The organism is Candidatus Poribacteria bacterium, assembly GCA_026702755.1.
In the GTDB taxonomy this organism is placed as follows: domain Bacteria; phylum Poribacteria; class WGA-4E; order WGA-4E; family WGA-3G; genus WGA-3G.
The window spans coordinates 40,150-52,469 of the sequence record JAPPBX010000038.1; the positions used below are offsets into that span (position 1 = coordinate 40,150).

12 protein-coding genes are annotated in these 12,320 nt (G+C 48.4%); 7 read left to right on the top strand and 5 right to left on the bottom strand.

The annotated features are described in order from the left end of the window. Positions 1-107 precede the first annotated feature (107 nt). Both OXH39_07500 and OXH39_07505 read right to left on the bottom strand, forming a co-directional pair. Positions 108-437, bottom strand: coding sequence for a hypothetical protein (locus tag OXH39_07500; protein MCY3550290.1), 330 nt, complete (start codon positions 435-437; stop codon positions 108-110). A 4-nt stretch (positions 438-441) separates the two neighbouring features. Continuing rightward, positions 442-1,182, bottom strand: a complete 741-nt coding sequence (locus tag OXH39_07505) for a GIY-YIG nuclease family protein (protein ID MCY3550291.1) — start codon at positions 1,180-1,182, stop codon at positions 442-444. Positions 1,183-1,324: 142 nt separating this feature from the next. On the opposite strand from OXH39_07505, the gene OXH39_07510 reads away from it, so the two are divergent. From OXH39_07510 to OXH39_07535, 6 genes are all read left to right on the top strand, one after another. Next, positions 1,325-2,068 (top strand): LamG domain-containing protein, encoded by a 744-nt coding sequence (locus OXH39_07510; GenBank protein ID MCY3550292.1) that lies wholly within the window; start codon positions 1,325-1,327, stop codon positions 2,066-2,068. 78 nt (positions 2,069-2,146) lie between these two features. After that, on the top strand, positions 2,147-2,737 hold the full coding sequence (locus OXH39_07515) for a Uma2 family endonuclease (protein MCY3550293.1): 591 nt from the start codon (positions 2,147-2,149) through the stop codon (positions 2,735-2,737). A gap of 108 nt (positions 2,738-2,845) precedes the next feature. Continuing rightward, positions 2,846-3,703, top strand: a complete 858-nt coding sequence (locus OXH39_07520; GenBank protein ID MCY3550294.1) for a phytanoyl-CoA dioxygenase family protein — start codon at positions 2,846-2,848, stop codon at positions 3,701-3,703. Between the two features lie 145 nt (positions 3,704-3,848). Then, positions 3,849-4,499, top strand: coding sequence for a peroxiredoxin family protein (locus OXH39_07525; GenBank protein ID MCY3550295.1), 651 nt, complete (start codon positions 3,849-3,851; stop codon positions 4,497-4,499). Between the two features lie 27 nt (positions 4,500-4,526). Further along, the gene (locus tag OXH39_07530; protein ID MCY3550296.1) at positions 4,527-5,432 is read left to right on the top strand and encodes a sugar phosphate isomerase/epimerase; all 906 of its coding nucleotides are present in this window, start codon (positions 4,527-4,529) and stop codon (positions 5,430-5,432) included. Positions 5,433-5,457: 25 nt separating this feature from the next. After that, positions 5,458-6,444 (top strand): GDSL-type esterase/lipase family protein, encoded by a 987-nt coding sequence (locus OXH39_07535; GenBank protein ID MCY3550297.1) that lies wholly within the window; start codon positions 5,458-5,460, stop codon positions 6,442-6,444. 59 nt (positions 6,445-6,503) lie between these two features. Here the strand turns inward: OXH39_07535 and OXH39_07540 are convergent, their stop codons facing one another. Both OXH39_07540 and OXH39_07545 read right to left on the bottom strand, forming a co-directional pair. Beyond that, positions 6,504-7,262 (bottom strand): hypothetical protein, encoded by a 759-nt coding sequence (locus tag OXH39_07540; GenBank protein MCY3550298.1) that lies wholly within the window; start codon positions 7,260-7,262, stop codon positions 6,504-6,506. Between the two features lies 1 nt (position 7,263). After that, the gene (locus OXH39_07545) at positions 7,264-8,322 is read right to left on the bottom strand and encodes a Gfo/Idh/MocA family oxidoreductase (GenBank protein MCY3550299.1); all 1,059 of its coding nucleotides are present in this window, start codon (positions 8,320-8,322) and stop codon (positions 7,264-7,266) included. 787 nt (positions 8,323-9,109) lie between these two features. Here OXH39_07545 and OXH39_07550 point away from each other — a divergent pair. Continuing rightward, on the top strand, positions 9,110-11,320 hold the full coding sequence (locus OXH39_07550) for an Ig-like domain-containing protein (GenBank protein MCY3550300.1): 2,211 nt from the start codon (positions 9,110-9,112) through the stop codon (positions 11,318-11,320). A gap of 203 nt (positions 11,321-11,523) precedes the next feature. On the opposite strand, the gene OXH39_07555 is transcribed toward OXH39_07550, so the two are convergent. Next, positions 11,524-12,294 carry a LamG domain-containing protein gene (locus OXH39_07555; protein ID MCY3550301.1) on the bottom strand — a complete coding sequence of 257 codons (771 nt, stop codon included), beginning with the start codon at positions 12,292-12,294 and terminating at the stop codon, positions 11,524-11,526. Positions 12,295-12,320: the final 26 nt, after the last annotated feature.

Sequence of the window (12,320 nt, forward strand, 5' to 3'; positions counted from 1 at the left end):
CCTCCTTGAATTAGTTATTTACCATTTTAACACGTATTAATTTTTTTGGCAATATTTTTAAAAAATAATGCAGATACATCCCGTATTACGCGCCAAAGTTTCAAAAGTTACCGTCGACGATAGCCTGCCTGCTCTGATAGCGCGTAGAGTTGGGAATTTTTCATGAAACGAATATCCTGTCCTCGCAATTTCCGTCCATACCGCTTTTCCAAGAATTGAATGCGTTCCTGTCGGTCGGGGAGCGGCATCCGTTTAGGGGTCTGCATTTTGAGCAATTCCTCACGTGATATTTTTTTCGGAGATGTAGGTGCTTGTGGTTTATTATAGTAGCATTTGGGGCATACGGCATAACGCGGATAGCGGAGCCGACCGCAGCGGCAACGTGCTGTTCCATCGGGCCCACCGAGGGGTTCTTTCTGTATTTTTTCTGTTGCCATTGGGTTACCTCCGATGCACATCTAAAAACGTAAAGACCTTTTGAATCCGTTGGAGCTGCCTTTGAAACGCAGCAGCACGCTCAAATTGAAGTGCTTCGGATGCGCGGTCCCGCCTTTCAATCAGACTCGTCTCCACCTTTTCATACGCGCCGTCAAGTAGGTTGACAATATCCGTTATGGTTTCTCCATAGGCTTCGCGCGTGATGAGTGCCGCACAAGGAGCATCACAACGCTTCACATGGTATTGGAAACAGGCACGAAATCCTGGAACCGGTGTAATTTCCCCTTCGCATGTGCGAACTGAGAAAATCCGCTGTAAAATATCAATCGCTTCGTCTGTCCATCGGCGACTCGACAGCGGACCGAAATATCTCGCGCCATCCGGTTGTGTTTCAGAAACCCGTTCAAGTCGTGGAAAAGCCTCTCCGACATCTATCCGAATATACCAAGATGACCGCCCATACTTCATGGCGGTGTTATAGGAAGGTTGATGCTCTTGAATCAGGCGTGACTCTAAGAAGAGTGCTTCCTGCTCTGAACGACACACCTGATAGCGCACATCTGTCGTCCATCGGATGAGTCTTTTAATTTTGCTTGGGCGTTTTTTTACCTTATGGAGGTAGGAGTGGACCCGCTTCCGTAGACATTTTGCTTTACCGATATAGAGGATCGTCCCCGAAGCCCCTCGAAAAAAGTAGACACCTGGATCCGTAGGTACATCGGCGACCATTTCTCGCGTTAGCATAGCTTAATTCACATCGTGATGTTGTTTGTTACAATTTATCCTATCATATTTTCCGAAACTATTCAATGAAAAGGTCCATCCAGTTCCTTGACACATTTTCTCCTTTCTGATAAACTCTTATCCTATCAAGGGGGAAGAAAGCATGAAACAGATATTTTGGTTTGTTATCATTGGTAGCTTGTGTATAGCGATAAATCCTCTTTCAGCGGAGTTGCTGGATGACGCAGCAGGTATCTGGCTTTTTGATGAGGGTAAAGGTGGTGTCGCAGCGGATACGTCGGGCAACGGAAACGATGGTGAGGTGAGTGGTGCGAAATGGACAGAGGGTAAGTTCGGCGGCGCGCTGGAATTTGAACCGCCTCATGTTGTGAGGGTTGAGCCTTCTGATAGCCTCAATTTCAAGGATCAGATGACTATTGCAACTTGGGTTTACATGAATAAAGGTGTTTCCGATACCGCTATTCGGCGGAATGGTTCTTATCTATTGGAAGTTCAATCTGGAGGTGAAAGGGTGCCGGGGGGTTATGTCTTCGGTATCTGGTCCGGTGGTGGGTTTACTGGCGGTGTCTGGGGTAAAACCGTCGTTGAACCTGAAAAATGGTATCACATCGTTGGACTCTACGATGGCAGTGAAATGAAACTTTATGTGGATGGTACGCTTGAGTCTGCCGTTAAGCAGGGTGGTGATGTAGATCAGGCAGGCGAACTACTTTTCGGTACCTTTGGTGGTGAAAAGTTCATCGGTAGATTGGACGAGATTGTCTTCTTTGACCGCGGCATCACGGAGGCGGAGATTGCGGCGTTGATGAAAGGTGTAGAGGCAGTCTTACCCGTTTCCCCAAACGGATTACTTACAACCACTTGGGGACGGATCAAGAGTCGCTAAGCAACTTGACACATACGCTCGCAGGTGCTATCATATAAGAAGTCGCAGATTCTTAAACATTTTATTCAGGTGGACCCCGTGGCAGACATCGAAACGAATCAACCAAGACCTATAGTGCCAGCTGCGCAGCAGAACCTGTTAACGGCTGACGATTTGGCTAAACAGCCTGAGAATGGCACGCGCTATGAACTCGTGAAAGGAGTACTCCAGAAAATGCCGCCTGCTGGATTTGAGCACGGCATCTGCGCCGCTGAAATCGGAAGCAGACTTAACGTCCATGTCAAAACGCATAAATTAGGATATGTTTGTGGTGCCGAAACAGGTTTTAGGATTGCCCAAAATCCAGATACCGTACGCGCGCCAGATGCTGCCTTCGTTTGTCAAGCGTCAATTGAACGACAAGGTATTGTCAGAGGCTATTGGGAGGGGGCTCCCGATTTGGTTGTTGAAGTCATTTCCCCCGGTGATACTTATGCCGAGGTTGCCGAAAAGGTGGAAGAATGGTTAACTGCCGGTTGTAGAATGGTGTGGGTTGTTAATCCACGTAGGGAAACGGTAGAAATCTATCGTCCCAATGTGGATTTCGCCATTTTACGAGGGACCGACACACTTGATGGCGGTGATGTTGTTGAAGGTTTCCAATGTCAGGTTCAAGACATCTTTGTGTAATCTACAACTAACGCAATGTGCTAAGATTTACGACACATTCTCTATAGGTTTCTGTTCCACTACTCTACGCGACATATTCCTTCCACTTTGCAAAGAGGTAACATCACAATGAGGCGATGGCAACCGTCACCTGTCCAGAAAGCACAATATGAGACCGAAGGCTACTTTATCCTCCGGAATCTTATCTCAAAGGATGTGGCAGCACAACTCCGCGGCGTAATCCAGAACCACATCATGCTACCCGATCCAGGGGATTTCGTCGATATCGATCCGATGGATCCGATGGAGGACTCACCGCAAGGACGTATCGCTCGCTATCGTAAACTCAGTAACTTCTGTGTCCAGTCACCGCTGATATGGCACAACGTACATGCTGCGCCAGAAGTGCTCAACATCGCACGCTATTTTCTGGGTGACGACATCATTATGAAGTTCAATAGTTGCTTCCTCAAACCGTCGCTTACAGGTAGCGCGACCCCGTGGCACCAAGACAATGGACTTTGGCGCGATGGCGAAACGGAGCCTTTCAACTTCTGGATACCGCTTGAACCCGCAACTCGGAAAAATGGATGCATGCAGTTTATTCCTGGTAGCCACAAAACAGAGATCGTTGAACACGTCTTGTATTCCGATAGCATACACGGCGAACTACCACGCGAAACTGTTCAGGGGATGATCGAAAAGCACGGCGTGCATCATATTGAATTGGATACCGGAGATGTTGTCATCTGGCACAGCAGTATGTGGCACTACAGTCCGCCAAACAAGAGCGAAAAGAGCCGTATTGCTGTCGCCGGGGTCTATACAAACCCAGAAATTGTCAAAACAAGCAAACGCTTCTGGCACAATTTCAGGTGGGTGATGAAGGAGGGTTCTGTCTGCACACAATTTCCACCGGAAATCGTCGAGATGAAAATCGAAAACCCCCAGAAACCGAAGCCGTTCCCATCTGCTGAGGACTACTAACAGATGTCATTGAAGAGACCAAATATCGTTGTTTATGTATCTGAAATTTGGCTTTCAGCGCGGAGATGCGTCCAACACTTGAAAAGATGCGCACCGATGTCCGACACTGGATGCACTCGCAAGCCGATGAAGGGAGACCTGAAACATGCAATCTAAACTGATAAACAATCGCCTCATAAATTTTGGGGGACACGTGCAGTTTTCGTGTCCGGTTAATTCAGTATGCTTTTTAGTTCTATTGGCGGCTGTCGTTTTCTTATGCCTTGCTTGCGACAACGCAGAGCGTGCAACAAACATTATAACAGCACCCGAGGACGCAGCCGAGCAACTCCCGCCCGGTGAAGGGTTAGATATCGGGGCACTCGCCCCTGAATTCACGCTTCCAGATGGCGATGGGAAATCCCGTAGTCTGTCGGAATACCGCGGACAGAAGTTGGTTATTGTCTTCTATCGCACTGGCACGTGAGGCACCTGTCAAGCGCAACTCGGTGAGTTGCAAGACGGTTATGGAGACATTCAAGCTGAAGGTGCCGAACTGATTGCCATCAGTGCCGATCCGCTGGCTATTGTTAGTTCAGTACAAGAGAAGCTTCAAATCACCTATCTCTTACTCGCGGATGAAGACACGAAGACGATCGCTGACTATAATGTCGTTGATCCAAGTGAAATCGAGGTCGCACGTCCAGCGACCTATATTATTGATCAGGATGGGCGTGTCGCGTGGAAATACCTTGACGCGAAGAGCGGTAAACGCATCGGACCTGATCCGATTGTCGCACAGTTAAATAAATTTTAATAAGATAAGGACTTACGCAATTTGCTGGTGAGTACCTACGGCCCGCACGCCGCTGGCGAGGTTTTAAACCTCGCCAGCAAGGGGTGCTGCGTAAGTCCTGAAGATAAGGAGTCCTTTGAGATGATTGATGTCTGCTTTTTTGCTGACGAGGTCTCTAAGACCGATTTTGAGGAAGCCATTAAACTCGGTGTTGAAGCCGGTGCGAATACCGTCGAAATACGCGGCGGTGTTTGGGGCAAACATGTAACTGAAATTGACGATGACGATGTTCAACGTGCCCAGGATGTGCTCAGCGCTTATAACGTCCGGGTCGCCAGTATCGGGTCTCCGTTTGGGAAGTGCTCGATTGACGAGCCACAGGAGTATGAGCAACACCGGAAGCACTTTGATCGAATGGTTACATTGGCACACGCTTTTGATACCGAAGTGATTCGCGGGTTTACGTTTTGGAATCCAAATCGGCGCATTAAAGGGGCACCGCGTCCAAACATTAACGACTACATGGAGCGCATCGTCGAAAAACTCTCGCTTGTCGTTCCGATTGCGGAGAGCGCGGACGTTACGCTCTGCTTTGAAAATGAGAGTGCGTGTTTGGCTGGAACCTGCGAAGAGACGCGTGCGGTCATCAATGCGCTCGGAAATAGTCCTGCACTCACCTCTTGTTGGGATGTCAATAACGGGTTACATTGTGGTGAAAATCCGTTGCCGGACGGATATGTGCATATTAAAGGACTTGTGCGGCATCTGCATATAAAACCCAATGCGGAGAAAAACCTCAATCCAATCGGTGATACGGATTTGCACTACGAGCAGCTGCTGGAAACGTTAGCTGCCGACGGATTCACTGGCGCAGCGAGTATTGAACATTGGGGACAACCGCAAGATATGTTAAAAGGCGTGCGGCAACTGCGTGCTTTAGTTGATGCTATGTAGTTGTTTATTGGTAAAGGAGAACAGAATGCAATTGAAGCCGGATGCACCACAATTGACTTGGCAGGGAGCTGTCTCCCTTCAAAAAACCGAAGATGGAATAATGCCGTGGCGGACACCGCATTCGTCGCATGTACTATTCCCGGAGCCGTTACTGGAACGCTCAGCGATGCCAGCAGGTGTTCGCATCAGTTTTCGGAGCAACACAACGCGGGTTTCGGGTAACATCACACCGCAGAAGGAAAGCGGCATGCTGGATCTCTGTTGTGATGGTGAAGTCATAGCATCGCTTGACTTGGCACAAAAGGACACCTTCGCTTTTGAAAATCTGCCCGATGGGGAAAAATTAATTGAGTTGTGGCTGCCGCAATTCGGAAGGTTTCAACTCCGCAGCTTGGAGATAGATGATGGCGCGACACTCAATGCGTTCACCGATACGAGACCGCGATGGGTGACTTATGGGAGTTCTATCACGCAGTGCCGAACGGCGGCATCGCCGACACAGACGTGGCCCGCAATCGTTGCCCGTACACACGGGCTGAATTTGACCTGTTTGGGTTATGGCGGACAGTGCCATCTCGATGCAATGGTGGCACGGATGATCCGAGATCTGCCCGCTAATTACATTTCAATGTGTCTCGGTATCAACATCCAAGGTGCATCCAGTTTGGGACCGCGAGCGTTTCGTCCTGCGATTATCGGAGCGGTTCAGATTGTCCGTGAGAAGCATCCAGATATCCCGATTGCGCTGATGTCGCCTATTTGTTGCCCACCGAGGGAGGAGAATCCAAACACTGTAGGATTTCATCTCAAACGGATGCGTGAAGAGGTGCAAGCCGCGGCCGAGGCACTTCAAACACACGGTGATCAGCATGTCCATTACGTTGATGGGTTGCGTGTCTTTGGTGCTGACTATGTTCACCTACTCCCGGACGACCTACATCCAGACGCTGAAGGTTACCGAGTTATGGGCAAGAATTTCGTCGCTGAAGTCGCCGAGAAGTTTTTTGTATAAATTCATCCCACGCAGCCGCTGGCGAGGTTTGAAACCTCGCCAGCAAAGTATATAGCTATCTATCGGACTTTCAGTTTCGACCAAGTGGTTGCTAACTTACCTTTTGATGAGACCTCTAATGCAACCTCCCAGCCGCTTTCCATAAGGAGTTGGATGTCCTCTTCCTCTAACGCCACGCCTTGTTTCGTGACAAAGACCTCATCTAATCCACCCTTAAGGTTTTCACTTCCCCATCCACCGAATTTCAGAGCAGCAGGATTGTCCATCGTCGCGCCGACGTTTCTCTCGGTTTCCTTTTCTCCATTCACGTACAACGAGATAACCCCTTTCTTACGGACAGCGACGGTGTGATGCCAACCCTTTCCAACGATGTCAGTTTTACCGTCGTCGATGTGGTTGCCACCACCCTCGAAAATAAAGAAGCCAGTATCTCTATCAATGCTTGAACTCATCGCCCAAAATCCTGCGCCGCCGTTCCGTTTGATGACGACATACGCATCCTTGTTTTCTGAGTTCATCCAGCACCCAACGGTGAAATCGTCGTCTTCAAAGTTAAAGAGATCGTTATGTTCAATGGTGACAAACTTTGGGGTTCCATCAAATTCCAATGCTTTGCCGAACTTCCCATCTATCCATTTGGGGCCGTCAAATTCGCCATCGTTTCCGTTGTCGGTGAGGTCGCCGACAACTTTTCCTTTACCTTCATCGAAGAGCCACACACCAGCAAAATCGTCAAGATTGATTTCAGCAGTGCCGAGCGAGACGATGATGAAACTGAGGCAAATACTGAAAAATATCGCGAATCCACCGAATTTCATTTTATCCTCCTATTTCTACAGCGTTTCCTGTCTCTGCAGAAGCGTAAATCCCGTCGGTTATTTTCTGAACAACAAGTGCGTTTTCCAAACTCGTTAAAGGTTGCCGATTTTCGCGTATACCGGCAGCGAAATCAGATAACGGTGTGCTGTGTTGAGGTTCCGGTGCCTCGCCTGCTTCCGCGAGCGTTACGGACTCTACACCGCCTTCTGTTGTTGTGCGGTTATAGATAACGTTTTCCGATTTATCATTACCCATGGTCAACTTGAGTGAGCCTTCTGTGCCGATAATTTCCCAACCTTCGTGGGTATGCATCGTCATGAACTCACCGCGTTCCACGCTGAGCACAATACCTCCTTCACAGCGAACGAGCGCAGTGTAATGCGTTTCAGCATCGGAACCGGGAGCGATATGCGATTGGAATACCTGCGGCACCGTCCACGTCTGGGCAAATACAGTCTCCGGTTTGAGCTGCCATCCTGTGATACCGAGCAGATAGTCAAGGTCGTAGCATCCCCAGTTGACAAGGATACCCCCACCGTTGAGAGCCTTGATCAACCGCCAAGCAGGACGCGGTGTGTCCGGTTCCTTCCCTGCGCCTCTGATGGCGCGGCAGTGGACACTGCGGAGTTCTCCCAAACCACCTGACGTAATGAGTTGCGTCGCAAGCTGCGCGGCTGCCCTGAAACGATTGCGTGAAGAACAACATCCTGAAATTAAATCACCCCGCGCCGCGATGAGTTGTTCGACTTCAGCAGCGTTCATCGCGATCGGTTTTTCAATTAGGACGTGCTTGCCTCTTTCAAAGGCGCGCAAGGCGACCTCTGTCCGATACTGCGTCGGAAACGCAAGGACAACTGCCTCAACCTCATCATCGTTGAGTAGATCGAGGTCGTTGCTATACATTTTGGGTGGGTTGAAGCGTTCAGCGGCGTTTGTTCTGTTTGCTTCGATCAAGTCTGCTGCGGCAACTAACGCAATGTGTGGTGCCTCCGATGCGATACTGAGATGTCTGCTTCCGATGACACCACACCCAATCACACCTACTTTTAAGGGTTCCATAATATAATTAAGGGTCCTTTCTCTATGGTGAAGTCTGGGTGGTAGGAATAACACTGGGTCACTGTCGCCAATTGGACATTGATCCCAAACTTGTCCATTAGTATGGCATGAAGGAAAATTGATGTCAAGAAAATTCCGAGAGGTATTTCTCGCAAAAAATCAGAGATAATTTGCTTTTTCCCTGAAAATATTGTATAATTTGTAGTTGTATATAGACTTTATCGTTGTTTAATTTTACTAACTTATAGTAAAATTGCCCTGTTGTAACCTAAACGAAGTTAGTCATTTTGGACTTGAGAGATTTAAGAGTTGACTTTTTTCATCAAAAGGGCAGTATTTGTAGAGACTTTCCTCAAATCTAATAGTGGGATAAACATGTTGAACAAACCTATAGGTGTGAACACCGAAAAAGAGTTCTTGCGTGTGCCTCAGGGTGCCGATGTGTGCGGCGGTGCGGCATTACAGGTTCGTCTTCTGCTTGCTTGCTTCCTGATTATCTGTTTAACCAACGCGATTTACCCCCCCCTTCTACTTATTTTATGTTAAGTAAAATGTTCATACGACAGTGTTTTCAGTTATTGTCGTTCTGTTTTCATCCCCGTGAGTGCTTCGTTTGGTCTGAAGTGTCTCAAGATGGGCTATCTTTGTTGTCGCGATTACAAAGTACATTCTGCAATCGTCTAAACTCTATTAAAAATAAGTCAACTTTCTATCTAAAAAGTTGAATGGATGAACAAGCTCCCACAATTAAACTATTGTAGGGGCTAATATATGAGGTGAAAAAATTATGAAAAAGCAACTGATTGGTTTTATTTTTCTATTTTTTGGTTGCTTATTGATGCCATTCGTGGCAAAGGCAGACTTCGACATTGACCTATCGAGATCTCATTATCCCCGGACCATCACCCCCGCTGCAAGCATGACATTTACTGTTAAAGTTCAGGAAGATGGGCGTCCAGTGTCAGGTCAAACAGTGACATTTAGCGTGACACCGAACGCTGAACTTACGGCCGATGAGTTTGCGTCGTTAAGTCCAACAAGCGCGACAACTGATAGCAACGGAGAGGCACAAACGACGCTATCACTCACGGGTGATACATCAGCCCATCAGTATGTAGTCAGAGCGACACTTGACAACGGCCAAAGTGATACTAAGTCGGTACCAGTTGGTGTTGCGTCAGGTGGGGCCGAGCTAAGTTTGGCCATAAATAATCTGCGCACCTACCATCCTGGTGAATCGGCTGGATTTACTTTTTGGCTCCATAAAGGTGTGACAGGCGTACCAGGTAAAACAGTGACGTTTAGTGTGAGTCCAAACGATGGGACTGCGTCGTTGAGTACCACAAGCGCGACAACCGATAGCAATGGAGAGGCCCGGACGAAATTGATATTGGGGAGTAATGCCTCAGGGAGCTACAATGTTACTGCGACATTGGACGATGGTAAATCTGTAAGCAACGGAATTCCGTCAGTTTATAACTCAACATTACCATCAGGTTTTATCCTCGCCATGCGTATTGATGATGGTGCTTTTCTTCTCAATCCAGGTGGGAACAGAACGTTTACTGCTATTGTACAGGATAATGGATATATATCAGGTCAAACGGTGACGTTTAGTGTGAGTCCGAACGATGGGACTGTGTCGCTGAGTTCTACGACAGGAACAACCAATAGCAACGGAGAGGCGAGTACCTCGTTGATTACGGGGAGTGGTTCCTCCGGAACGTACACAGTCACAGCGACGTTGGCCAATGGTCAATCTGTAAGTGGAACTGCGACAATTGGTGGATCATCATCGCCGCCACCAACCGATCCGAACCCAGATCCCCCACCGGAAGTCATACAGATTCCGCAGGAACAGCGGGCTACCCCTGAAGGTCCGACGGGTAATACAGGTGTCCCTGCAGGTCCAACGGGTAATACACCAGCACAGCAAGCTGCCCCTGAAAGTTCAACCGGTAATACATCCCCTGCCTCTACAGGTCCAACGGGTAATACACAAGGAACCCCGCCTTCGGTTTTAGTTGTTTCAATACCGACCCTAAGCAAAACAGTATTAGATTCAGGTGAATCTTTTACAATTTCTGTTACTGTTGAAAATACAAGTGAAAGTTTATCACCTGAGACAATACTGAGATATTATCGCAGTTCTGATATTAGCATGAGTGGGACAGAAGTTGGTAAAAATACCGTGAGTCCAATCGCAGCAATGGGCACAAGCGATGTGAGCATCTCACTCACCGCACCAGATGCACCCGGCACCTATCTTTACTATGCGTGTATAAGTAGCGTTACAGGCGGGAGCAATACGGGTAACACTTGCACACCTAACTCTGTCCAGCTCACGGTGCGCGGAGAGTCACAAGACACGTCAGAGCCACAAGGCACGTCTAAGTACGATGTCAACGGAGATGGCGCGGTTGACATTGAGGACGCAGCTTTGGTCGCTGGTGCATTTGGGACGAGTACGGCTAAATACGATGTTGATGGGAACGGTCTTGTTGATGTCGCGGATCTCCTCCTCATCATAACAAATCGTCAAGAGGCAGCCAGCGCGCCGTCTGTAGTTGGGATGAAATTCACCGCTACGCAGATGGACCGCATCCAGGTGCAGGTTGCGTTGTTGGCTTCAACAAATGATCGGTCGCTTGCGGCGATGCAAACGTTGGCGTATCTCCGGAGTCTGATTGCGGTGGCACGTCCAGAGAAGACGCAGCTCCTCGCCAACTATCCAAATCCGTTTAACCCCGAGACGTGGATCCCTTATCGGTTGGCAGCGGCAGCGAATGTCACACTCACCATCTACGACATAAACGGACAAGTCGTTCGGACGTTAGCACTCGGACATCAGGCTGCGGGAATATATCAGACGCGGAACCGTGCGGCGTATTGGGATGGGAGAAACGCGTTCGGTGAACCCGTAGCAAGTGGTGTGTATTTCTATATGCTCACAGCGGGTGAGTTCACTGCCACGCGCCGGATGGTCATTCTGAAGTAGAAATGTGTTTGAGGAAGGATGGAAGTAAATAGATTGGCTCATGTAAAAATTTTGTGCGAATGAAAAGTAAAACCCGTGTGGTCACTGCTTTCATTAAAAACAATAGCACATACTTTTTGCATGAGCCGAAATTGCGTAAGTTCTATAATGAAAAAAATGGGTGGATATATGGGAATCCGCCCCGTCAGAGAAAGCGCGTTGTTTTAGAACGAAGATTTGATTTGCGCCCAATGAATCGCGAGTTTACCTTGCGGTTGTACTGGGAGCCCTTCCGCTTCAAAAATTTGTTCGACTTCGTCCGCTGAGAGGGCTTTACTGTAAATCATAACCTCGTCGATGATGCCAACGAAACCACCATCACCTGCTTTACCGATTTCAGTTTCTGAGCCGCCAGTTGTCATGGGACCGTTGTAGTTCTGCTCTTTCTCTAATTCGCCATCGACATAGAGTTGCATTTTTTTCTTATTGACGACCCCTACCATGTGGTGCCATTCACCTTTTTTGAAGGCTGCGGCACCAAAACCGCCATCGCCTTGCCATCCCGGTGTGACAATAAATTCCATTTCTTGTCCGGCGTTTCTGCCGTCAAACCGCAATGCCCAACCGTTAACATCACGTTGTGCAACAATCGTCCCACAGCATCCGGCAACAACACCCTTGACAGGACTGTCACTATCGGGATTCACCCAAGCGACAACACTCATCTCTTCCGCACCGGCAAATTCCAGTGAAGCGGTGCCCGGAATATGGACGAAATTCTCGCCATTAAACTCAAGGGCTTTTCCGACCTTGCCGGGAACTGATTTTGGGTTTCCATCGAGTTCACCATCGTTGTCGCCTAAAACGTCCTCGACACCCTCATCAAAGGGCCAGTAGCTCACCACACCGTCTAACGGAAGTTGTGCGTCCGTTAAAGGAATTGCGACAAAAAGGCACGCAATGAACAGAATTAGTATTGATATTCTTAGGAACATGTAATTTGTCTCCTTATGTTTTAGGT

Bases quoted from the DNA above. Each gene is read 5' to 3' on its own strand.
- OXH39_07510 (MCY3550292.1), top strand. From the start codon at position 1,325: ATGAAACAGATATTTTGGTTTGTTATCATTGGTAGCTTGTGTATAGCG.
- OXH39_07540 (MCY3550298.1), bottom strand. From the start codon at position 7,262: ATGAAATTCGGTGGATTCGCGATATTTTTCAGTATTTGCCTCAGTTTC.
- OXH39_07550 (MCY3550300.1), top strand. From the start codon at position 9,110: ATGAAAAAGCAACTGATTGGTTTTATTTTTCTATTTTTTGGTTGCTTA.
- OXH39_07555 (MCY3550301.1), bottom strand. From the start codon at position 12,294: ATGTTCCTAAGAATATCAATACTAATTCTGTTCATTGCGTGCCTTTTT.
- OXH39_07545 (MCY3550299.1), bottom strand. From the start codon at position 8,322: ATGGAACCCTTAAAAGTAGGTGTGATTGGGTGTGGTGTCATCGGAAGC.
- OXH39_07505 (MCY3550291.1), bottom strand. From the start codon at position 1,182: ATGCTAACGCGAGAAATGGTCGCCGATGTACCTACGGATCCAGGTGTC.
- OXH39_07500 (MCY3550290.1), bottom strand. From the start codon at position 437: ATGGCAACAGAAAAAATACAGAAAGAACCCCTCGGTGGGCCCGATGGA.
- OXH39_07535 (MCY3550297.1), top strand. From the start codon at position 5,458: ATGCAATTGAAGCCGGATGCACCACAATTGACTTGGCAGGGAGCTGTC.
- OXH39_07520 (MCY3550294.1), top strand. From the start codon at position 2,846: ATGAGGCGATGGCAACCGTCACCTGTCCAGAAAGCACAATATGAGACC.